We start from the raw sequence: 23,289 nt of genomic DNA, 5'->3' as shown, positions 1-23,289 counted from the left end.
GTTAGTCGGCGCGCTTCAGCGCGCCGGCCAACAGCACGATCAGAACGGCCAATGGCAATAGCACGGCGAACGCCAGACGCAGGCCGAACAGTTCCGCCAAGAAGCCGATCAGCGGCGGCCCAATCAACAGCCCGCCATATCCCAGCGTAGCGACACTTGCGATGGCTTGCCCCGGCGGGACAAGCGGATCGCTGGCAGCACGGCTGAACGCCAGCGGCATGATCACCGCATACCCTATGCCCATCAGCGCAAACCCCGCCAATGCGGGCAAGGGCGCGACCGAAGAAACCACAGCGAAAACGCCCAGTACCGCGCAGATTCCGCCGAATCGAGCCGTGGCGACAGGACCAAACCGCATAATGACAATCGCGCCTGCAAGGCGAAACGCCACCATCGTCACGGAAAACACGGCATAGCCCAGTGCGGCAACACTTTCGGGCGCACCGGAAACGTCTCGCAGGAAAATCGCGCTCCAGTCTGCGACGGCGCCTTCACCCAATGCACCACACATGGCCGCGAATCCGACCAGTATCAGCGCACCCGAGGGCAAAGCAAAAACCGAGCTTTGCGACCGCTCGGACCGTTTCGACGTCCAGCGCACCCACGACGAGGCCAGCGCGAAGGCGACAACCGCGCCACCCGCCACTAGGAAGTGCACCAGAACCGTCAGCCCCATCTGAACTGCCACATACCCGCTGAGCGCGCCAAGACCGGCCCCAAGGCTCCACATGGCGTGGAATGACGACATTACGGGTTTGTCATATGCCTGCTCGACTTCGGCGGCCCAGGCATTCATTGCCACATCCATCGATCCGTGGAACGCGCCGAAAACAAACAAACAAAACGCCAGCGCCCAAAACCCGCCAGCAACAGCAAGCAGAACCAGCGACAGCGTGTACAGAACAGCCACTATCCGGGTTACCGCGACTGCACCATACCGATCCGTCAACCGCCCCGTGACCGGAAACGAACAGACAGCCCCGGCCGCCATGAACAACAACCCGTAACCCAACGCGTCATGGGACAGCTCCAACCGGTCGCGCACGGCCGGAATGCGCGAAGCCCAGATACCAAACAAGGCCCCGTTCAGGAGGAACATGGCGGCAACTGCCCGCCATGCCGAGAAAACGCCAATCAACAGAGAACCTCGTGCTGTCTGCCCGCCCTACCCGTTCTACAGGTTGGGCGCAAATTGGCAATTGCGGCTTAACCCAGGCGTTTGCGGATACGCCGAACGGCGAACCATACGCCCGCTACAACCGGGATCGTCGCCGCCGCCGTCAGCATTCCCTTGCTTATACCGGTGGCCGTCAACGGATACAGAAGATAGCCAACAAGTGAGACCGCGTAATAACTGATGGCCACTACAGAAAGCCCCTCGACCGTGTGTTGCAAGCGCAAGGCAAGATCGGCCCGACGATCCATGCTTTCCAACAGGGCCTGATTTTGTGCACTCCGCTCGACGTCCACCCTTGTGCGCAACAACTCACCCGCACGGATGGCCCGGTCAGACAGCGCCTGCAGGCGGCGTTCGGTTGATTTCACGGTACGGATCGCAGGGTCATAACGGCGCATCATGAAATCGGCAAAGCTTTGGCCGCCTTCGAACCTTTCCTCGCGCAGGACATCGATCCGCTGGTTCACCAGCGCCTCGTAAGCGCCGGTTGCCCCAAATCGGAACGAACTGCGGGCCGAAATGGTCTCGAGCTCGGTCGATGTGGCCAGCAATTGAGGTAACAGCGCTTCTGGTGGTGTGGTGTCATCCGTCATTTCAACCATCAGCTTCGCCAGCTGGGCGTCCAGTTCCTCGATCCGGGGGGCCAATTGTTTGACGCGGGCAAAGCCAAGCATCGACATCGCCTTGTATGTCTCGATCTCGCACAGCCGCTGGATAATACGCCCTGTGCGGCGCGTGCCCGTGCCTTCGGTCACGAACAGGGCAAAACGCATGTGACCAGCCGGGTCGATGCGGAAATCACTGGCGCAAATCGCCGAAGCATCCAACACCCGCGACACCGCCAGACTTTCAGGTTCGAACCAATCAGCCAGAGCGACCTTTACAGCCACATCTTCCGGGCGCGGCACCACCCGCATCAGCAGCGACGTGATCCTCTGGCCCGGGCTGGCCATCAGCCAATCTGGGGGAAACACTTCGAAATCAGCCGGGTTGAAGGGACGGCCGCTGACGTTCGGCACAATCGCCGTATAGGTGACAAACTCTGTGTGCTGCTCCCATTTCAGCCAATGGCGTCCTATCTGCCCGGCATAATGCGTGGCCCCCGGCTGCGGATGTTGCGCCCCATGTCGGTCAAGCAGATCGATCAGATGCGCAATATCCTGACTGCGGTCCCGAGCGACGGCTGCTTCAGGCTTCTTAATCGCAAGAAAGGCGACCGTGCACGGCGTATCGGCGGCCGGAAACGGGCGGGCATGAAGTTCATTGGCCAGCGCATAGCGCAGCGGGTGATCATCGATTGGCGTCATTCCGAGGCTCCGATAGCGGTGTCCGCACTATACGTCACAACTCGGAGACATCAATTGTTATTTTATTTCATATACTTACACGAATACAAAGGTATACAAACCGACTATCTCATTGATTTGGCTGCCACAGCTCGATCGAATTTCCTTCCGGATCATGAAGTCGCGCGAACTTTCCGATCTCACTGTCCCAGTCGGGGCGGGTCTCAACAGCGATTCCGGCAGCTTCAAGCTGCTGTATCATCGCGCCCAGATCGTCGACCCGAAAATTGATCATCCATTGCTGATCCGGGTTTCCGAAATACTCGGTGTCCTGCGCGAACGGCGCAAACACCGTATACCCTTCGCGCTGCTTCCAGGGCACCGGATCATAGTGGTTTACGCCCAGATGTTCTTCGTACCAACGGCTCAATGCCTCGGGATCACTGGCCCGAAAGAATACGCCCCCAATACCGTTCACTTTCTGCATGTTTCGCTCCTACCACACGTGCATCGAGTATATCACAACCCGCCTGCTTCATCTGGGCATAAATATCCTGGGGGTTTGGGGGCAAAGCCCCCAACAGCACAAAAAAAGAAAAGGGCGCCCAAAGGCGCCCTTAGCAATTGGATCAAACCGGTTAATCACTCGATCATCGGCAGCAGCTTGTCCAGCGATGCTTTGGCGTCGCCATAGAACATGCGGGTATTTTCCTTGAAGAACAGCGGGTTTTCGATACCCGAATACCCCGTACCCTGACCACGTTTTGACACGAAGACCTGCTTGGCCTTCCAGCATTCCAGAACCGGCATACCGGCAATGGGGCTGTTGGGATCTTCCTGCGCCGCAGGGTTCACGATGTCGTTCGAGCCGATAACGATGGCCACATCCGTATCCTGGAAGTCGTCATTGATCTCGTCCATTTCCAGAACGATGTCATAGGGCACCTTCGCCTCGGCCAGCAGCACGTTCATATGGCCCGGCAAACGACCCGCGACCGGGTGGATCGCAAAACGTACCTCTTTACCCTTGGCGCGCAGCTTACGGACCAGTTCACTGACCGATTGCTGTGCCTGCGCAACCGCCATCCCATAGCCGGGGATGATGATCACGCTGTCGGCATCGTTCAGGGCAGCAGCAACGCCATCCGCCTCGATGGCCACCTGCTCGCCTTCAACTTCCATCTGCGGACCAGAAGTGCCGCCAAATCCGCCCAGGATCACGCTGACAAAGTGACGGTTCATCGCCTTGCACATGATGTAGGACAGGATCGCACCCGACGAGCCCACCAGCGCACCGACCACGATCAGCAGGTCATTGCCAAGCGAGAAACCAATCGCCGCGGCGGCCCAGCCCGAATAGCTGTTCAGCATCGACACAACCACCGGCATGTCCGCGCCACCGATGCCCATGATCAGATGATAACCGATGAACAGCGCCGCCAGGGTCATCAGGATCAGCGGCAACAGCCCGCCAGACGCAGTGTACCAGATCAGACAGATCAGCGAGAGACCCGCTGCCGCCGCGTTCAGCGCATGACCACCGGGCAGCTTGGTCGCCGCCGAAGTCAACTTACCCGCCAACTTGCCATAGGCCACGACCGAGCCGGTAAAGGTGATCGCACCAATAAAGATGCCAAGGAACAGTTCCACATGCAGGATTGCCAGTTCGGCCGGCGTCTTCTTGGCGATCAGTTTGGCAAAGGTGCCCAGATCATGCAGATCCGCCTCTTTCGCCGTATCCACAATTGCCATGACTTGTGCCACGTTGCCGATTTCAAAATGCGCGTTGAAGCCGACGAACACAGCCGCCAGACCGACCAGTGAATGCATCGCGGCGACCAGCTGCGGCATCTCGGTCATCTGGACGCGCTGCGCCACGTATTGACCGATCAGACCGCCGCCAATGATCAGCAGGATCGACAGCAGCCACAGCCCCGAACCGGGGCCAACCAGCGTGGCAAAGACCGCCAGCGCCATACCGACGATGCCGTACCAGACCGCGCGCTTGGCGCTTTCCTGGTTCGACAACCCGCCAAGGGAAAGGATGAACAGAACAGCCGCAACGACGTAGGCGGCAGTGGTGAAGCCAAATTCCATGTGCCCGGCCTCCTTAAGATTTCTGGAACATGGCGAGCATGCGCCGGGTTACGAGGAAGCCGCCGAAGATGTTGATCCCGGCCATGAAGACGGACAGTGCCGCCAGCAGAATGACCAGGAACGACCCCGATCCGATCTGCATCAAGGCCCCAACGATGATGATCGACGAGATCGCGTTGGTGATCGCCATCAGCGGCGTATGCAGGCTGTGCGAGACATTCCAGATCACCTGGAAGCCCACGAATATGGCCAGCACGAAGACGATGAAATGCTGCATGAAGCTGGCCGGGGCAACCAGCCCCACCAGCAGCATCAGCGCGCCACCAACACCCAACAATGTAAACTGCTGCTTGGTCTGTGCCTTGAAGGCCGCAATCTCCTGCGCCTTTTTCTCTTCCGGGGTCAGTTCCTTGACCTCGGGCTTTTTCTGCGCCGCAATCGCCTGAATCTTGGGCGGCGGTGGCGGAAAGGTGATTTCACCTTCATGCGTCACGGTCGCGCCGCGGATCACATCGTCTTCCATGTTGTGATTGATCTGACCGTCCTTTTCGGGCGTCAGGTCTGTCATCATGTGACGGATGTTGGTGGCATAAAGCGACGAGGATTGTGCCGCCATCCGGCTGGGGAAGTCGGTATAACCGATTATGGTCACGCCATTGTTGGTGACAACTTTCTCATCCGGCACGGTGCCTTCGACGTTACCGCCACGCTCGGCTGCAAGGTCGATGATGACCGAACCCGGCTTCATCGCCTTGACCATATCCTCGAGCCACAGCTTGGGCGCCGGACGGTTGGGGATCAGGGCGGTGGTGATAACAATGTCCATCTCGGGTGCAAGTTCGCGGAACTTGGCCAGCTGCGCGTTGCGGAATTCTTCCGACTGGACCGAGGCATACCCGCCTGTGGCCGCGCCGTCCTGCTGCTCTTCCTCGAAGTCCAGATAGACGAACTCAGCCCCCATCGATTCGACCTGTTCGGCCACTTCAGGGCGCACGTCGAACGCGTAGGTGATCGCGCCCAGCGACGTGGACGTCCCGATTGCGGCCAGACCGGCCACACCGGCCCCAACGATCAGCACCTTGGCAGGAGGAACTTTACCGGCGGCGGTCACCTGACCGGTGAAGAAACGGCCAAAGTTGTTGCCTGCTTCGATCACGGCGCGATAGCCTGCGATATTTGCCATCGACGACAGCGCGTCCATCTTCTGCGCGCGCGAGATGCGTGGCACCATCTCCATGGCGATCACGTTGGCGCCCTTGGATTTGGCCAGTTCCATTCCTTCTTCGTTGCCCGCAGGATTGAAGAACGAAATCAGGGTCTTGCCCTTGGTCAACCGTTTCAGTTCGGCCTCAGTCGGGATACGAACCTTGGCAATGATATCCGCGGTCTTCCACAGCGACGCTGCGGTCTTGACCACCTCAACGCCTACGGCCTCGTATGCGGCATCCGAAAAACCGGCAGCCGCGCCCGCGCCTTTCTCGATCAGGCACTCATAGCCCAGTTTCTGCAATTGCACGGCCGAGTCGGGCGTCATTGCAACCCGGTTCTCACCGTCCAGTATTTCCTTTGGCGTGCCTATCTTCACTGGCAGTCCCCCTAATTTTTACTCTGTCCGAGCGGGTGGTCGGTATTCTTTGTTAAGCAAAGATGTATCCTGCGCAACATTATTTCGCAAGCGCAGCATTTTTTACGTGACATCACAAAATCAGCCACCTTAGATCCAACGCCGCGTCTTGCGTTCATAGCGTGCGAAATCCGTGCGGAACTGCCGGCGCAGGCGGTCTTCTTCCGGCAGGATAAACCGGCGCTCTAGCACCCAGACGAAGACCGGAACCAAAACCAGTGACAACACGGCGTCAAACCGCAGAATCAAACCCGCAAGAATCAGTACGTCCCCGACGTAGATCGGGTTTCGACTGCGTTTGTAGATGCCCGTTTGCACCATCGCGGTCGGTGTCTCATGGGGAATGACGGTTGTTTTGTGGCGGCGAAACTCGACAATGGCCAGAATGGCCATCAGAACGCCACCGCCGATCAGAACTCCACTGAGAAGGTCGGTCAGGCCGTTCTCAAGTGACAGGCCCAGCGCCATGTATCTGGCTTGTGCCCATGCCAGCACCGCAAAAGCGATCAACCAAACTGGCGGTACATCTATCCAGCGCATTCTAAGCCCTCATGAACGACGACGGTGTCGGGTATATGTCGCTTCTGACCGACGTCCTACCGTTTTTCGGCCAGATTGGCAAAAGACCAGTATGTCGCATCGATAGACAGACATGTCAGGATCGGCTACCCCAAATGCAACAAAAGACGACCACACAAGTGAGTGAGCCTTCATGACCGATTTTGTAGCAACCAAAGCCATGTTCGACCTGCCCGAGGGCGTGATTTATCTGGACGGCAACTCTTTGGGCCCGCTGCCTAAAACGGCTGCGTCTCGTGTGCAGAACATGCTGACCGAGGAATGGGGGCAAATGCTGATCACCGGCTGGAACAAAGCCGGTTGGATGGGCCTTCCCACAGGGCTTGGAGATCGAATTGGCCGCCTGATCGGAGCCGAGCCAGGCAGCGTCGTGACCGGCGATACCCTGTCGATCAAGGTTTATCAGGCCGTGTCCTCTGCCCTTGAACTGAACCCGGCCCGCAAGGTTGTGCTTTCCGACAATGGGAACTTTCCGTCAGACCTGTACATGGTCGATGGCCTGCTGCGATCCCTCGGGAGCCCATACGAACTGCGCGTCGTCGACCCGCAGGACGTCGCAGATGCAATCACCGAAGAAGTCGCAGTCCTGATGCTGACCGAAGTGGATTATCGCACGGGCCGGATGCACGACATGAAGGCACTGACGGAACTGGCCCACGCCAACGGAGTCGTGACGGTTTGGGATCTGGCGCATTCCGCAGGGGCCATCCCCGTTGACCTTGCAGGGTGCAATGCAGATTTCGCAGTCGGGTGTACTTATAAATACCTCAATGGCGGCCCTGGTGCGCCCGCGTTCATTTATGTTGCGCCCCGACTTGCAGATAGTGTGCGCCCGGCCCTGTCCGGCTGGCTGGGGCACGAAGCGCCCTTTGCCTTTGACCTGGACTATCGCCCCGGACGCGGGATTGAGCGTATGCGCGTGGGAACACCTCCGATCATCCAAATGACCGCGCTGTCGGCGGCCATGGACATCTGGGATATGGCCGACATGGCGGATGTGCGCGCCAAATCCATTGAATTGACCGAGCTTTTCATTCGTCAGGTCGAGGCGACCTGCCCAGACTTGCAATTGGACAGTCCGCGCGCGCCCGAGCAGCGTGGCAGTCAGGTTTCATTCCGCTTCAAGGAAGGCTATGCCGCGATGCAAGCGCTGATCGCGCGTGGTGTCGTCGGAGATTTCCGCGCACCTGACACAATGCGGTTTGGTTTCACGCCGCTGTATATCGATGAAAGCGATGTCGAGCGTGCAGTCGGGATTCTGGCGGATGTCATGCAGAACAAGCTTTGGGACACGCCCGAGTACAAAACCCGGCAGCGCGTTACCTGATTTCCAGCCCGGCCCCGATCAGGGCCGCCAACTGGTTGGTGCGCCTTTCAAATTCCTCGGCGTCTGACGCAGTCAGCTTGATCCCCTTCAGCGTGACCGTAAGTGTTTTCGCCGTTTCTTCAGGCGTGTCGAACAGACGAACGCGGCCAGCACCCTGCTCTCGCCTCAGCCATTCGGCATAAAGCGCGGTTAGTTCACCTTCGCCCCGCTCAACAATATCGATGGCCATGGATTTGGTCGTGTCCAGCATCTCAAGCCCATGCGGCGACGCCAAAACCGCAGCCATGCCCTCGGTCTGGGCGTGGATCGCCTTTCTGGCAATGTCCGAAACCGAGCCTTTACCGTTCAGCGCCTCGGCCACCGCTGCGGTCTTTTCCTCGTAATGCCGTTCGGTCAGCTTGCGAACGATCGCTTCCTTGTTCCTGTAATACAGATAAACCGCTGGCCGTGACATCCCCGCACCGCGCGCAATGTCATCCATCGAGGTCTTGCGGAACCCGTATGCGGAAAAGGCCTGAAAAGCAGATGCTAGGATCGCTTTCTGCCGGGATTCGTCACTCGTATCTTTCATGCGCAAATCTCTGACATTTTTTGTTTAATTTGTCAATTGACAGACTGACACTTTGCAACCATTATGTCAGAACCTGCCACAGTTACAAAAGGTGCGCCATGGCGACGGCCCTGAAGATTAACGGAACCCCTCATCAGATCGACCTGCCAGATGATGTCCCCCTGCTTTGGGTTCTGAGGGATGAGGTTGGCCTGACCGGCACCAAGTTTGGCTGTGGCGTCGCCGCTTGCGGCGCCTGTACGGTTCATATCGATGGCGAGGCGGTACGTTCGTGCCAAGTGGCGCTGTCGGATGTCTGGGGTGACGTGACCACAATCGAAGGCGTCGGCACGCCAGAAGCACTGGCTACGATCCAGAAATCCTGGGCTGACCATCAGGTGGCGCAATGTGGCTATTGCCAGTCGGGCCAGATCATGCAGGCCGCTGCCCTGCTTGCGGAAAACCCTGCGCCCACGGACGCAGAGATCGATGAGGCGATGCAGGGAAACCTGTGCCGCTGTGGCACCTACCCCCGCATCCGGGCCGCGATCCACGACGCAGCCTCCAAGTTGAAGGAGGCGTAAGAGATGGCTTCTGTTGGCAAAATTATCCGCCGCACGTTCCTGATCGGCTCGGCCGCGATCGTCGGTGGCGTCGCCTTTGGCGCGTATTATGTCACCCGCCCTGCCCCCAACCCGCTGAAACCGAAAGAGGGTGAAGCGGCCCTGAACCCCTTCGTACTGATCGATCAGAATGGCATCACCCTGTTCGCGCCCCGTGCCGAGATGGGACAGGGCGTGAAAACCACGTGGGCCGCGCTGATCGCCGAAGAACTGGATGTCGATCTGGATCAGATCACCGTTCTGCATGGTCCGGCAGCCGCCGCCTATTACAACTCAGCCATGATGGGCGAGGGACTGCCAAACAAGGGCTACGACATCTCGGACTTCCAGCACAACTTAGGTGAAGCACTGGGGGTTCTTGGCAAGGCCCTTAGCCTGCAAGTCACAGGCGGCTCCACCTCGATGAAGGACGGGTTCGAGAGGATGCGGCAAGCCGGTGCTTCGGCCCGTGAAACGCTGAAACGCGCCGCCGCTGATCGGTTGGGTATCGACCCCTCGGACTTGAAAACATCATCATGCCATGTCATCACGCCAAACGGTGACAAGATCGCTTATACCGATCTTGCAGTGGAAGCGGCCGGACTGGAACCCGTCGAGGTACCTTTGCGAGACCCGTCCGAATGGCGTTATCTGGGACGGACACAACCGCGACTGGACATGGTGGGTAAAGTGACAGGCACTGCCGAGTTCGGTATCGATGTTCGCCTGCCCGGTATGAAATTTGCTGCCGTGCGCATGAACCCCAAACTGGGCGGCGCGATGAACAGCTTTGACGACAGTGGTGCAATATCCATGCCCGGGGTCGAAAAGGTTGTTGATCTGGGCACAGGTGTTGCCGTGATCGCGAACAACACATGGCTGGCCAATCAGGCGGTTGAGGCTGTTGAGATCGACTGGGGCGATGCGCCATATCCACCTGATACCGATGGCATATTCTCAAAGATTGCAGAGGCGTTTGACGAAGCGCCGAACTCGACCATGCGCGATGAAGGCGATGTCAGCGTGACGCCGGATGGCGCAACCGAGGTCACTGCCGAATACCAAGTGCCCTATCTGGCGCACGCCACGATGGAGCCGATGAATGCCACCGCGCTCTATACCGGAAACGCTCTGGAACTGTGGTGCGGCAATCAGGCCCCGACGCTGATCCGTTTTCGCGCTGCGAATACCGCAAATCTGGACACTGAGGCTGTTCAGATTCACACCACCTATCTGGGGGGTGGGTTTGGCCGCCGGGGCGAACTGGATTTCGGAGAAATCGCCACCAAGGTCGCCATGGCCATGCCTGGCACACCGGTCCAGACAACTTGGAGCCGCGAAGAAGACATGCGTCACGACTACTTCCGCCCCGGCGCCATCGCCCGGATGCGCGGCGCTGTTCAGGACGGCAAGGCCGTTCTTATTGACGGCAAGGTTGCAGCGCAGTCCTGCACGCAACAGGCGGTCGAGCGTTACACCGGCTTCCCCGGAGGCGGACCCGACAAAGTGCTGGTCGAAGGGTTCTTCAACCAGCCTTACGCCGTGCCAAACTACCGGATGAGCGGCCACGTCGCTGATCTGGCTGTCCCGGTGGGCTTCTGGCGTTCGGTCGGCAACAGCCACAACGGCTTTTTCCACGAGACCTTCATGGACGAATTGGCCCATGCCGCAGGGCGCGACCCGCTGGACTTCCGGCTAGAACTGATGAGAACCGAACATGCCCCATCTGCAGGATGTCTGGAGGCGGTCAGGGAAATGTCCAACTGGACCGGAAAAACACCTGACGGTGTAGGCCGTGGCGTGGCCTTCACCTACAGCTTCGGCACTCCGGTGGCTCAGGTTATCGAAGTGGTCGACGAAGACGGTGCCATCCGCATCCACAAGGCCTGGATCGCCTGCGACATGGGGCTGGCGCTGGATCCGGAAAACGTCAAGGCACAGATGTTTGGCGGCATGATGTACGGCCTGTCGGCCGCGTGTTTCGGCGCGATCACCTTTACCGACGGGGAAGTTGAGCAGTTCAACTTTCCCGACTATGACGCCCTTCGTATGCATACTGCGCCACAAGTCGAGGTGCGCGTTCTGGAAACCAACCGCCATATGGGCGGCGCTGGTGAGCCCGGCACGCCCCCCTCGATGCCCGCACTGGGCAACGCCCTGTTTGATTTGACGGGAAAACGCGCGCGCAGCCTGCCGCTGGTCAATCAGTTCAACCTGCTGGTCTGATTGCCATTTACCTTCCCCTGCACCGGTCCGTCGCGCGCCCGCACGGTCCGGTGCCCAAGTCAGGCTGTTTTCTGAACTGCCTGACAGGCAATCCCCGCCGCCCATCCCCGCACAGCCATGCCGAAGGCTTCGAACAAGGGGCGTGAAACCGGGTCGTTGATCGCATCCCATTCGGGATGCCATTGCACGGACAGCGTAAATCCGGGCGCGTCCTTGATGTAGATCGCCTCGGGCGTTCCATCCGGCGCATGCCCATCGATCACCACACGCTGTCCGATGCACTTGATCCCCTGCCCGTGCAGCGTGTTTGTCATGACCTCCTGCGCACCAAACAAGTCGTGGAACACACCGTTTTCCGTCAGTTTCACCACGTGGCGCAGCGCAAATTTTTCCTCAAGTGTACCATCGGGCGGCATCCGGTGGTTCATCCGCCCCGGCAGATCGCGAATTTCCGGATAGAGTGTTCCGCCCATGGCCACGTTGACCTCTTGAAATCCGCGGCATATGCCCAGAAACGGCTGACCCCGTTCCACACAGGCCCGAACCAGCGGCAGGGTGATCGCGTCACGCGCGCGGTCAAACTCTCCATGCGCCTCGGTTGCAGGTTCACCATATTCTTCGGGATGCACATTGGGGCGACCGCCGGTCAGAAGAAAGCCGTCGCAAACTTCCAGCAACTCCTCAACCGACACATAACGGGGATCGGCGGGGATCAGCAGCGGCAAACATCCCGATACGTTCGCCACAGCGTCCGAATTCATCGTCCCCCCTGCATGGGTCGGGTATTGATCGTTCATGAGGTATGAGTTGCCGATAATACCAACAACGGGTCGAGACATTCCGCTTTCCTTGTTATTCATCCCCTTGAAAAGGAAGCTAACCGCAGCTTCACAGTCGTGCAAGAATACACCTCCTGCGTGACAGCGCAGGGACGTGTTCAGGGGTGCACAAATACCCCCCCGCGATCAGTCAAGTCACGGCTCGTTTTCCCCGCCTAAAACTTCAAGTCGGAAACATGCGCCAAGTCATTGCTTTGACGGAGATGCTCTCAATGGTCGGACTTAAATCTCGCCGTCCAACCCGGCGGCCTCAATTCCCGCCATCGCAACGGCAGCATCGTTTTCTGACGTGTCGCCGGTCACCCCTACGGCACCGATCACGTCCCCTTTTCGACCCCGCAGCAAGACCCCGCCCGGAACTGGTACGACCTGCCCGCCATACACTCCGTTTACCGCCGCCATAAAGTAGGCTTGCGCCTCGGCCCGTTGCATCTGTGCCGTGCCCGCCATGCCCAGCATGACAGAGCCATATGCCTTGCCATGCGCGATCGCAAAGCGGCCCGGTGCTGCATCATCCTCACGCTCGAACGCGATGACGTGGCCGCCTGCGTCCAGAACAACCACCGAAAGTGGCTTCAGCTCCATCTCGCGGCCTTTCTCAAGCGCTTTGCGGATAATGGTGCGGGCTTTGCGAAGGGAAACTTCCATGTGCATTCCTGTGTCTGCATGTCGAAAGAAGAAAGGGGACGGATCGCCCCCTTTGTATTACGCTGTGGCCGCCTTCAATTCCAGACGGCGCGCGTGCAGGACCGGCTCGGTGTAGCCCGAGGGCTGCACACGGCCTTTGAACACAAGGTCACAAGCCGCCTGAAATGCAATTCCGTTAAAGCCCGGCGCCATCGGGACATAACCCGGATCACTTGCATTCTGGCGATCCACGACAGCCGCCATTTTCTGCATCGCAGCCATCACCTGCGCTTCGTCGACAATGCCGTGATGCAACCAATTGGCCAGCGCCTGAGACGAAATCCGGCAGGTCGCACGGTCTTCCATCAACCCGATGTCGTTGATGTCGGGGACTTTGGAACATCCCACGCCCTGATCGACCCAACGCACTACATAGCCCAGAATGCCTTGTGCATTATTCTCGACCTCGCGCGAGATTTCCGCGTCACCAAGATTGCGGCCCCCTAGCAGGGGAATGGTCAGCAAATCGTAAAGCGTACCTCGGGCACCCGCCGCTGCGATCTCGTCCTGACGGGCCAGTACGTTGACCTTGTGGTAATGTGTGGCGTGCAGCGTCGCAGCTGTGGGCGACGGCACCCAGGCGCAGGTGGCGCCAGATTGCGGATGGCTAATCTTTTGCTCCAGCATATCGCCCATCCGGTCCGGCATCGCCCACATGCCTTTGCCGATCTGCGCCTTGCCTTTCAGGCCGCAGGCCAAACCGATATCGACATTTCGGTCTTCATAAGACGCAATCCAGGGCGTGTTCTTGATCTCGCCCTTGGGCAGCATCGGCCCAGCCTCCATCGAGGTATGAATCTCATCCCCCGTGCGATCTAGGAAACCGGTATTGATGAAGGCGACGCGCGACTTCGCGGCGCGGATACATTCTTTGAGGTTGACCGAGGTACGGCGTTCCTCATCCATGATGCCCAGCTTCACGGTGTTGCGCGGCAGGCCAAGGATGTCTTCGACCATGTCGAAAATCTCAACCGCAAAGGCAACCTCTTCCGGACCGTGCATCTTGGGCTTCACCACGTAGACCGACCCTTCGACCGAGTTACCCCCATCCCGTTGCAGGTCATGCATTGCGATCAGAGTGGTGCAGAGCGCGTCCATCAGCCCCTCGCCTATCTCGCGCCCTTCGGCGTCCAGAACGGCCGGGTTCGTCATCAAGTGGCCGACATTCCGCACCAGCATCAGCGAACGACCTTTCAGGGTCGCCTGCTCACCTGTCGGTGTGGTGAAGGTCAGATCTTCTACCAGTTTGCGGGTAAATTTGGTGTCGCCCTTGGTGACGTCTTCGGTCAGATCGCCCTTCATCAGGCCCAGCCAGTTGCCATAGGCCACGACCTTGTCTGCCGCATCAACACAAGCGACCGAGTCCTCGCAGTCCATAATCGTTGAAAGGGCGGATTCCAGCCGGACATCGGCGATACCTGCGCGATCAGTGGCACCGATAGCGCCAGTCGGATCGATCATGATCTGAATATGCAGGCCATTGTTTTTCAGAAGCACAAAATCCGGCTTGTCTGCCGCGCCACCGAAACCAACAAATTGAGCAGGGTTTGCCAGTGCTGGGGAAAGAACACCTTCTTCGACATGCAGTCCCGACACGTCGACCCAAGACCCACCAGCCAGAGGAACAGCGTCATCCAGAAAAGCTTTCGCCCATGCAATCACCCGTGCACCGCGCGCCGCATCATACCCACCGCCTGTTGGCAGATCGCCTATCGCATCGGTGCCATAAAGCGCATCATACAGGCTGCCCCATCGCGCATTCGCCGCGTTCAGCGCAAAGCGCGCGTTGGTTATCGGCACAACCAGCTGCGGACCCGGCGTCAGCGCAATCTCGGGGTCGACATGCGTCGTGTCGATCTGAAACCCGTCGCCTTCCTCGACCAGATAACCAATTTCCTTTAGAAAAGCCTGATAGTCAGTGGGATCATTGCTCTGACCCTTGCGCGCAATATGCCAGCCATCGATGTGCCCTTGTATCTCGGCCCGCTTGGCCAGAAGCGCGCGGTTCTTCGGCCCCAGTTCAGACACCAGTCGCGCCAGACCCGCCCAGAAATCCTGTGCCGACACACCCGTACCCGGCAATGCCTGCGTCTCGATAAACTCTGCCAGTATTGGATCGATCTGCAGCCCGCTCAGGGTTTGTCTGCCACTCATCTTCCTGCTCTCCTGCGATTGTGTGCCATTGTATGCGTAAGTGACTTAGGCCGAAAGTTTCCGATAGGCAACTTTCGACTTAGCGTTTGGGTTATTCGGATCGAACGGAAGCTGTTTCAAAAACATCAAGGGAATGGCGGGGGCCAGTTGCAGCTCTGGAACGATGCCCCTAACGTCGCGCCAGACACGAACCGATGCGAGGCCCCCATGCGCGACGCTGCCCCCACCACGATCTTCCTGAAAGACTACACTCCGTTTGGTTATCTGCTGGACAGCGTGCACCTGACCTTCGATCTGTCTGCACATGCCACTCGAGTCACGTCGCGTATCGCGATTCGTCCAAACCCCGACGCGACCGATCGCACCTTTTTTCTGCACGGCGAGGATCTGAACCTGATCCGCGCGTCCATCAACGGAACCGAAGTTTCGCCTGATGTCACGGACAAGGGCCTGACCGTCCATGTTCCCGACACCCCGTTCCTCTGGGAAGCCGAAGTTGAGATCGATCCGGGCAACAACACGGCGTTGGAGGGGCTTTATATGTCGAACGGCATGTATTGCACCCAGTGCGAGGCGGAAGGTTTCCGCAAGATCACATATTATCCGGATCGCCCCGATGTCATGTCCACCTTTACCGTGCGTATCAATGGCGACCTGCCGGTTCTTCTGTCGAACGGCAACCCCTCGGGCAAGGGCGAAGGATGGGCCGAATGGACCGACCCGTGGCCCAAGCCTGCCTATCTGTTTGCGCTTGTCGCTGGGGAACTTGTGGCCCATCCTGATCGGTTCACCACCAGATCAGGCCGGGATGTTGAGTTGAACCTGTGGGTGCGTCCGGGGGATGAAGGCAAGTGCGCCTTCGGTATGGAGGCGCTGAAGAAGTCCATGAAATGGGACGAAGATGTCTATGGCCGGGAATACGATCTGGACGTCTTCAACATCGTCGCCGTCGATGACTTCAACATGGGCGCGATGGAAAACAAGGGGCTGAACATCTTTAACTCTTCGGCTGTTCTGGCCAGTCCTGAAACCTCGACCGATGCCAATTTCGAACGGATCGAGGCGATCATCGCGCATGAGTATTTCCACAACTGGACAGGCAACCGCATCACCTGCCGCGACTGGTTCCAGCTGTGTCTGAAAGAAGGTCTGACCGTCTTCCGCGATGCACAGTTCACATCCGACATGCGCTCGGGCCTTGTGAAACGCATTCACGACGCCATCGACCTGCGCGCGCGGCAATTCCCCGAGGATAACGGCCCGCTCTCGCACCCGGTCCGGCCCGAAAGCTTTCAGGAGATCAACAATTTCTACACGGCCACCGTTTACGAAAAAGGTGCCGAAGTCATTGGCATGCTAAAACGGCTGGTCGGGGATGAGGCCTATGCAAAGGCGCTGGACCTCTATTTTGACCGCCATGACGGGCAGGCCTGCACGATCGAGGATTGGCTGAAAGTGTTCGAAGACACCACGGGCCGCGACCTGACCCAGTTCAAACGCTGGTACAGCCAGTCGGGCACACCGCGTTTGACCGTATCTGAAGATTGGGCCGACGGGACCTATACCCTGACGCTGAAACAGCGCACCGATCCCACACCGGGTCAGGCAGAGAAGCTGCCCCAGGTGATCCCAGTCGCCGTTGGCCTGCTGGGGTCAAACGGGGATGAGGTCCGCGCGACCGAAGTGCTGGAACTGACAGAGGCCGAGCAGAGTTTTCAGTTCACCGGGCTTGCGACAAGGCCCACAGCCTCGATCCTGCGCGATTTCTCGGCACCGGTCATTCTGGAACACGATCAGTCAAACGCCGAACGCGCGTTTCTGCTGGCGCATGACACAGATCCGTTCAACCGCTGGCAGGCTGGCAGATCGCTGGCGCAAAACACCTTGCTGCGGATGATCTTGGACGAGGCAACCCCGGACGCCGATTACAATGACGGGCTGCTGGCCGTGCTGCGCGACGACACGCTGGACCCGGCCTATCGCGCCTTGATGCTTGGGCTGCCGACGCAATCCGAACTGGCTGCGGCGTTGCATGAACGCGGCCAGACGCCCGATCCGATGGCAATCTGGTCGGCGGTCGAAACGCTGCGGCAGGCCACGGCACAGCACGTGCAGGATCTGCTGCCCCGACTGCACAGCGAGGCGTTGGTGGATGGCCCCTACAGCCCGGATGCGGAGCAATCCGGCAAACGCGCCCTTGGCAGCGCGGCATTGGCGCTGACCTCTCGTCTGGACGGAGGGGCAATGGCGGCCGCTGTATATACCAAAGCGGATAACATGACCCTGCAACTGACAGCCCTGTCCTGCCTGTTGCGCGCCCGCAAGGGCGAGGCCCAGCTGACCGCCTTCTATGACCAATGGCATCATGACCGGCTGGTCATGGACAAATGGTTTGGCTTGCAGGTGACCATGGCCGCCCCCGAGGCGACACCGGAAACGGCAAAGGCATTGACCGGGCATCCCGATTTCAACTGGAAGAACCCGAACCGGTTCCGCACTGTCATGGGGGCCTTGGCGATGAACCACGCAGGGTTCCACCAGCCGGATGGTGCCGGGTACAGCCTGCTGGCCGATTGGCTGATCCGCCTTGATCCTGTGAACCCGCAAACCACGGCACGGATGTGTTCAGCTTTTCAGACCTGGAAACGGTACGACGCCGAGCGTCAGGGCCAGATGCGCGCGCAGCTTTCTCGCATTGCAGAAACACCGAACCTGTCGCGCGACACGACGGAAATGGTATCCCGCATCCTCGGCGCATGACACCCTACAGCTTTACCCGCCGCAACCGGAACACACGAACACTGGTCATTCTGGCCAGTGTCTACGCGGCCCTGCTGGCGCTGGTCATCCTGTTCGACGCGGCTTGGTGGGTTGTTGGCCTGCTGTCTCTTGCCACTCTCCCCGCAATCTGGGACGTGATCCAGAATACCAGCGCTGGCGTGCATCTGGACCGGGATGCGGTGCGCTGGTTCACCGGCAATCGTAAGGGAGATATCCCGATGCGGGATATCGACCATTTCCGTTTTGACACCCGGTGGGACTTTTCCGTTCGCGTATCCATCGTCCTGAAATCCGGGAAACGAATCCGGCTGCCAGATGAGTCTCTGCCGCCGCATCGGGATCTGGAAACCATTCTGAAACAGGCAGGTTTTCGCGTAAACCGTCATCATTTCACTGTTTTCTGAAACACTGCGTGATCTAAGGGCGCATTGGACACAAAAAACAAAGTTTATTAAGCAAATTACTTGAATGGAGCCTGATACCTCGCCAGACTTCAGACTCAGTTAAGTGTTTTTACAGTTTTGAGTTTTACCATGTTTCGGTCGTTAAGGGCGCTGTTTGCCCAGCCCATATCCAATCCCACGGACGCCTCAGAAGATCTGTGCGCAACGAAATCTGCGCTGGCCGCTGCCCTGCCTGAACATGGGCAGCTCAACATTCCTGTTGCAACGTCGAATTGCGACAATCTGATTGGACATTCCACAATCGAACATGGGCGCTATCTGGCCAGACAGGATCGCTGGACCGAGTTGTCCGATGAAATGCGTGCAGCGGATCAGGATCGTGCCGCCGTATCGGATGGTATGCCGATTGCCGATCTTTTGGCGTTCGGGGCCAGATCTGACGTGGTTCTGGCTGCGGAACATGCGCTGTCGGACGGCAAGGCCATATCCGATTACGATTTGTTGGGCGGCATTTCGGAACTGGAAGGCGAGTTGTCAGACAATCCTGGTGATCCGATGATCGCTGCCGTTGTGGCGCTGGCCCATATCGACCTGGCCTGGGCCTGGCGCGGGAATGCCGCGGACACGACCCTTCCACCCTTGCACAGGTCGCGCTGTGCCGCTCATTTCGACCGGGCCGCTGCTATCCTGCCCAAATGCAAGGCGGGTGCACCGGACAGCCCTCTGATTGCGGCCGCCGGTTGTGCCCTGTTGGCCGGGCAGCGCAAATCAAACGCCCGCGTTGCCGATGAGTACGAGCGTCTGATCACGCTGGATCCGCGCAATCAGCGTCACATGCGCGCGATGGGCAGCCATCTTTTGCCCCGGTGGTTCGGCAGCTACGCAGAACTGGAATTGCAGGCATTGCGCAATGCCGTCCGGACACAGGATATCTGGGGCGCTGGTGGATATACGTGGGTGCAATTCGATGCCATCGCTTTGGACGAAGAGGCCTGCGCGCAGGTCGATGTCAAGTATTTCCTTGAAGGATTGCGCGATATCGTCGGTCTGCGCCCTGACCAGCAGATGATCAATATGTTGTCGGCCTATTGTGCAATCACCATTCAGAATGGTCACGGGCTGAACGAAAAGGCAGACAATGTCCGCGCTCAGATGCGCGACACCGCAAACTGGCTGATCCGCGATCACCTGACCGAGCTTCACCCCCTGATCTGGGCCCATGCCGCCAACGGGTTCAACAACTCGGTCCGCATCAACTCGCCCGAGCGGTTTGCTGCGCGAGGTCAGCGCGACGCACTGCGCGCCATCTCGGATTTGTTCCGGGACGAACTGCGCAGCGGCAAGGATGTGACCTTCACACCGTCCGGTCTGCAGTTTTCCAAGAACTGAACGCGTCAGGATTCCCCCTTGCCCCTAGGCCCTGCCGGGCCTAATACGCAGGCTTAGACTTCTGCGGAAATGAGGCGCGCCATGCTCGACCTGACATACGAAATGCCCAAACCCAAAACCATTGCCGGGGCCAAGCACGATTGGGAACTGGTAATCGGGATGGAGGTGCATGCGCAGGTCTCATCCAATGCCAAGCTGTTCTCGGGCGCGTCCACCAAATTCGGGGCCGAGCCGAACTCGAACGTGGCTTTCGTGGATGCGGCGATGCCGGGAATGCTGCCGGTGATCAACGAGTTCTGCGTGGAACAGGCGGTGCGCACCGGGCTGGGCCTGAAGGCGGGTATCAATCTGAAATCGGCCTTTGACCGCAAGAACTATTTCTACCCTGATCTGCCGCAAGGTTACCAGATTTCCCAGCTTTATCATCCCATTGTGGGCGAAGGCGAGGTTCTGGTCGAGATGGGTGACGGCACTGCGCGCATGGTGCGGATTGAACGTATCCACATGGAGCAGGACGCCGGCAAATCGATCCACGACATGGACCCGCACATGTCTTTTGTCGATCTGAACCGGACCGGTGTCTGCCTGATGGAGATCGTCAGCCGCCCTGATATTCGCGGCCCGGAAGAGGCCGCAGCCTATATCGCCAAGCTGCGCCAGATCATGCGCTATTTGGGCACCTGCGACGGCAACATGCAGAACGGCAACCTGCGGGCGGATGTGAACGTCTCGATCTGTTTGCCGGGTGCTTATGAAAAATATCAGGAAACACAGGACTTTTCGCATCTGGGCACCCGTTGCGAGATCAAGAACATGAACTCGATGCGGTTCATCCAGCAGGCCATTGAGGTCGAGGCCCGCCGCCAGATCGCCATCGTCGAAGCCGGTGGCAAGGTCGAGCAGGAAACCCGCCTGTATGATCCGGACAAGGGCGAAACCCGGTCGATGCGGTCCAAGGAAGAAGCGCATGATTACCGCTATTTCCCCGATCCCGACCTGCTGCCGCTGGAGATCGAGCAGGCATGGGTGGACGATATCGCCGCCCATCTGCCAGAGCTGCCTGACGACAAAAAAGCGCGCTTTATCAGTAAGTTCGGCCTGACCGACTATGACGCTTCGGTGCTGACTGCCGAAGTGGAATCGGCGGCCTATTTCGAAGAGGTCGCGCAGGGTCGCAATGGCAAGCTGGCCGCAAACTGGGTGATCAACGAACTGTTCGGTCGTCTGAAGAAAGAAGACCACGACATCACCGAGTCGCCCGTATCACCGGCGCAGCTGGGTGGGATCATCGACCTGATTTCCTCTGATGCTATCTCGGGCAAGATCGCCAAGGACCTGTTTGAAATCGTCTATACCGAAGGCGGTGATCCGGCGCAGATCGTCGAGGATCGCGGAATGAAACAGGTCACCGACACCGGCGCGATCGAGGCCGCTTTGGACGAGATCATCGCGGCCAATCCGGCACAGGTCGAGAAGGCCAAGGTGAACCCGAAACTGGCGGGGTGGTTCGTGGGTCAGGTGATGAAAGCGACCGGCGGCAAGGCCAACCCGAAGGCCGTTAACGATTTGGTCAGCAAGAAGCTGAGTTCCTGAACCTTACAATTTGTACAAGCCTGCCAGTGGCAACTGTCAGGTTTGTACAATGAGATTTCCACGATTTCTTAAGAAATGGGGTCAGCTCATCGGCTTGACTTCGCCTGTGATTGCACCCTTTCTTCCGACCCAGAGAGGTGAGGTATCATGCAGAACAGATTTGATCAGGAACTCGAAGATCGGCTGGTGCGTTACGCGGCGATCAGCAGTCAGAGCGACGAGACCTCGGCGACCACGCCGAGCACACAGATACAGTTCGACATGCTGAACCTGCTGAAGCAGGAACTGACCGAGATCGGCGCCAGCGATGTGACGCTGACAGGTGACAGCGTGGTCATCGCGACCATCCCCGGCACCGCACCCGGCCCGACGGTAGGCTTTCTGGCGCATGTGGATACGGCCCCCCAGTTCAATGCAACGGGCGTCAAGCCGCGGGTGATCAAGGGGTACAACGGTGGCGACATTTCATTTCCGGACGACCCGGATCTGGTGCTGTCCCCGGACGAAAACCCCTATCTGGCCGAAAAGATCGGACATGATCTGATCACGGCATCGGGCACCACCCTGCTGGGCGCGGATGACAAGGCCGGGGTGTCGATCCTGATGACTGTGGCCCGGCATCTGATCGAAAACCCGGATATCCCGCACGGGCCTATCCGCATTGCCTTTACCCCGGATGAAGAGATCGGGCGCGGCGTTACCGAACAGCTGCCCAAGGATCTGGGGGCGGATTTCGCCTATACTCTGGACGGTGCCGAAGTGGGCGAGATCGAATATGAAAGCTTTTCGGCCGACCGTGCCGTGATCCGGATCGAGGGGGTATCAATCCACCCCGGACTGGCCAAGGACAAGATGGTGAACGCAGCCCATCTGGCGGCGAAGATCGTGCAGACCTTGCCGCAGGCCACCATGACACCCGAAACAACCGATGGCCGCGACGGGTTCATTCATGTCACCGACATGAGCGGTGGATCGTCCGAGATGGAAATCAAGCTGATCCTGCGCGATTTCGAGATGGAGGGACTTGAGGCGCAACGTGACATCGTACGGCAGGTCTGTGCCGCGGTGCAGGCCACGGAACCGCGTGCGACCATCACCTGCGACATCAGCCACCAATACCGGAACATGCGCTATTGGCTGGAAAACGACATGACACCGGTTGATCTGGCGCGTGACGCCTGTCGCGAGCTGGGGATCGAGCCGCTGTCGGTGCCGATCCGCGGCGGCACCGACGGGTCGCGCCTGACCGAGTTCGGTACCCCCTGCCCCAACCTGTTCACCGGAATGCAGTGCATTCACGGGCCGCTGGAGTGGATTTCGGTACAGGACATGGCAGTGGCGACCGAGCTGTGTCTGTCGGTTGTGACCAAGGCGGCACAGGCTGGCGGCAATAATCAGGGCTGATAACCGCCGGTCGGGCGACGGCTCTTTCACCCGGGGGTCAGCGTGGTAAGTTGGCGCGAACAGGTATTTAGGAACACTTGATGCAGCTTTTTGAATACAAGGTCGTCCCCGCGCCGCAAAAGGGCGTGAAAGCCAAGGGCGTGAAAACGGCCGAGGGCCGCTTTGCGGTCTCGGTCGAACAGGTTCTGAACCAGATGGCGCAGGACGGCTGGGAATACCAGCGCGCCGAGCTGCTGCCCAGCGAGGAACGCTCGGGCCTGACCGGATCGACCACAAACTGGCGCAATGTGCTGGTGTTTCGGCGGGTCGTGGCCGAGGAAGTCGATGCGTCGGTGATCGGAGACGTGCCCGAGTTTGACGACACCCCGTTGGCCCAACCGATCCGCGGCCCCGGTGTGGTGGCCGCGCCGAAACCAATTTCGGAAGACGCGAATGAGCCGCCCTTGTCGTTGAAAAGCCGGGAACAGGTTGACCAGGATACGGATACCGCGGGCGACAAGAAAGACGCCTGAGACGGATCAAGGTTTGACCCGCGGTCACACCTGAAACACGCTGTCGACCGGAGATTGA

Annotated in this window: 19 protein-coding genes; 9 read left to right on the top strand and 10 right to left on the bottom strand. The window is 59.0% G+C overall.

Going from position 1 to position 23,289, the window contains the following annotated elements:
- Position 1: 1 nt before the first annotated feature.
- The 6 genes from AC2FLO_RS08815 to AC2FLO_RS08790 form a co-directional block, all read right to left on the bottom strand.
- Positions 2–1,099, bottom strand: coding sequence for an MFS transporter (locus tag AC2FLO_RS08815; protein ID WP_496752622.1), 1,098 nt, complete (start codon positions 1,097–1,099; stop codon positions 2–4).
- A 107-nt stretch (positions 1,100–1,206) separates the two neighbouring features.
- On the bottom strand, positions 1,207–2,484 hold the full coding sequence (locus tag AC2FLO_RS08810) for a DUF3422 family protein (protein WP_496752623.1): 1,278 nt from the start codon (positions 2,482–2,484) through the stop codon (positions 1,207–1,209).
- Positions 2,485–2,593: 109 nt separating this feature from the next.
- Positions 2,594–2,950, bottom strand: a complete 357-nt coding sequence (locus tag AC2FLO_RS08805; RefSeq protein ID WP_496752624.1) for a VOC family protein — start codon at positions 2,948–2,950, stop codon at positions 2,594–2,596.
- 155 nt (positions 2,951–3,105) lie between these two features.
- Positions 3,106–4,560, bottom strand: a complete 1,455-nt coding sequence (locus tag AC2FLO_RS08800) for an NAD(P)(+) transhydrogenase (Re/Si-specific) subunit beta (RefSeq protein WP_496752626.1) — start codon at positions 4,558–4,560, stop codon at positions 3,106–3,108.
- A gap of 13 nt (positions 4,561–4,573) precedes the next feature.
- A complete protein-coding gene (locus AC2FLO_RS08795; RefSeq protein WP_267364292.1) occupies positions 4,574–6,145 on the bottom strand; it encodes a Re/Si-specific NAD(P)(+) transhydrogenase subunit alpha in 1,572 nt (523 codons plus the stop codon).
- Positions 6,146–6,274: 129 nt separating this feature from the next.
- Positions 6,275–6,724 carry a methyltransferase family protein gene (locus tag AC2FLO_RS08790; protein ID WP_496752628.1) on the bottom strand — a complete coding sequence of 150 codons (450 nt, stop codon included), beginning with the start codon at positions 6,722–6,724 and terminating at the stop codon, positions 6,275–6,277.
- Positions 6,725–6,896: 172 nt separating this feature from the next.
- Between AC2FLO_RS08790 and kynU the strand changes: the two genes are divergently transcribed.
- Positions 6,897–8,090 (top strand): kynureninase, encoded by a 1,194-nt coding sequence (kynU, locus tag AC2FLO_RS08785; protein ID WP_480583112.1) that lies wholly within the window; start codon positions 6,897–6,899, stop codon positions 8,088–8,090.
- Here kynU and AC2FLO_RS08780 read toward each other — a convergent pair.
- Positions 8,083–8,661 carry a TetR/AcrR family transcriptional regulator gene (locus AC2FLO_RS08780; RefSeq protein WP_496752630.1) on the bottom strand — a complete coding sequence of 193 codons (579 nt, stop codon included), beginning with the start codon at positions 8,659–8,661 and terminating at the stop codon, positions 8,083–8,085. The genes kynU and AC2FLO_RS08780 overlap by 8 nt on opposite strands.
- A 98-nt stretch (positions 8,662–8,759) precedes the next feature.
- On the opposite strand from AC2FLO_RS08780, the gene AC2FLO_RS08775 reads away from it, so the two are divergent.
- Entirely contained in the window at positions 8,760–9,224 is a 465-nt protein-coding gene (locus tag AC2FLO_RS08775; protein ID WP_480583107.1) for a (2Fe-2S)-binding protein, read from the top strand.
- A 3-nt stretch (positions 9,225–9,227) separates the two neighbouring features.
- A complete protein-coding gene (locus AC2FLO_RS08770) occupies positions 9,228–11,468 on the top strand; it encodes a xanthine dehydrogenase family protein molybdopterin-binding subunit (protein WP_496752632.1) in 2,241 nt (746 codons plus the stop codon).
- A gap of 59 nt (positions 11,469–11,527) precedes the next feature.
- Here AC2FLO_RS08770 and AC2FLO_RS08765 read toward each other — a convergent pair whose 3' ends face one another.
- From AC2FLO_RS08765 to AC2FLO_RS08755, 3 genes are all read right to left on the bottom strand, one after another.
- The gene (locus AC2FLO_RS08765; RefSeq protein WP_267364284.1) at positions 11,528–12,307 is read right to left on the bottom strand and encodes a gamma-glutamyl-gamma-aminobutyrate hydrolase family protein; all 780 of its coding nucleotides are present in this window, start codon (positions 12,305–12,307) and stop codon (positions 11,528–11,530) included.
- Between the two features lie 222 nt (positions 12,308–12,529).
- Positions 12,530–12,955, bottom strand: a complete 426-nt coding sequence (locus tag AC2FLO_RS08760; RefSeq protein WP_480481817.1) for a GlcG/HbpS family heme-binding protein — start codon at positions 12,953–12,955, stop codon at positions 12,530–12,532.
- 57 nt (positions 12,956–13,012) lie between these two features.
- Complete coding sequence (locus tag AC2FLO_RS08755; protein ID WP_496752634.1) at positions 13,013–15,148, bottom strand: malate synthase G; 2,136 nt, start codon at positions 15,146–15,148, stop codon at positions 13,013–13,015.
- 207 nt (positions 15,149–15,355) lie between these two features.
- On the opposite strand from AC2FLO_RS08755, the gene pepN reads away from it, so the two are divergent.
- From pepN to AC2FLO_RS08725, 6 genes are all read left to right on the top strand, one after another.
- Positions 15,356–17,908, top strand: coding sequence for an aminopeptidase N (gene pepN / locus AC2FLO_RS08750; RefSeq protein ID WP_496752635.1), 2,553 nt, complete (start codon positions 15,356–15,358; stop codon positions 17,906–17,908).
- Entirely contained in the window at positions 17,905–18,333 is a 429-nt protein-coding gene (locus AC2FLO_RS08745) for a hypothetical protein (RefSeq protein WP_267364279.1), read from the top strand. The genes pepN and AC2FLO_RS08745 overlap by 4 nt, the downstream gene beginning before the upstream one ends.
- Before the next feature lie 129 nt (positions 18,334–18,462).
- A complete protein-coding gene (locus AC2FLO_RS08740) occupies positions 18,463–19,722 on the top strand; it encodes a hypothetical protein (RefSeq protein ID WP_496752637.1) in 1,260 nt (419 codons plus the stop codon).
- An 81-nt stretch (positions 19,723–19,803) separates the two neighbouring features.
- Positions 19,804–21,315, top strand: coding sequence for an Asp-tRNA(Asn)/Glu-tRNA(Gln) amidotransferase subunit GatB (gene gatB, locus AC2FLO_RS08735; protein ID WP_496752639.1), 1,512 nt, complete (start codon positions 19,804–19,806; stop codon positions 21,313–21,315).
- Positions 21,316–21,462: 147 nt separating this feature from the next.
- Entirely contained in the window at positions 21,463–22,719 is a 1,257-nt protein-coding gene (gene pepT / locus AC2FLO_RS08730) for a peptidase T (RefSeq protein WP_496752640.1), read from the top strand.
- A gap of 80 nt (positions 22,720–22,799) precedes the next feature.
- Positions 22,800–23,231 (top strand): DUF4177 domain-containing protein, encoded by a 432-nt coding sequence (locus AC2FLO_RS08725; protein WP_496752642.1) that lies wholly within the window; start codon positions 22,800–22,802, stop codon positions 23,229–23,231.
- The last annotated feature ends 58 nt before the right edge of the window (positions 23,232–23,289 follow it).

This window comes from Ruegeria sp. TASC047 (genome assembly GCF_059612445.1).
Note: the sequence above shows the minus strand (reverse complement) of the source record. Positions and strands in the feature narration are given on the sequence as shown.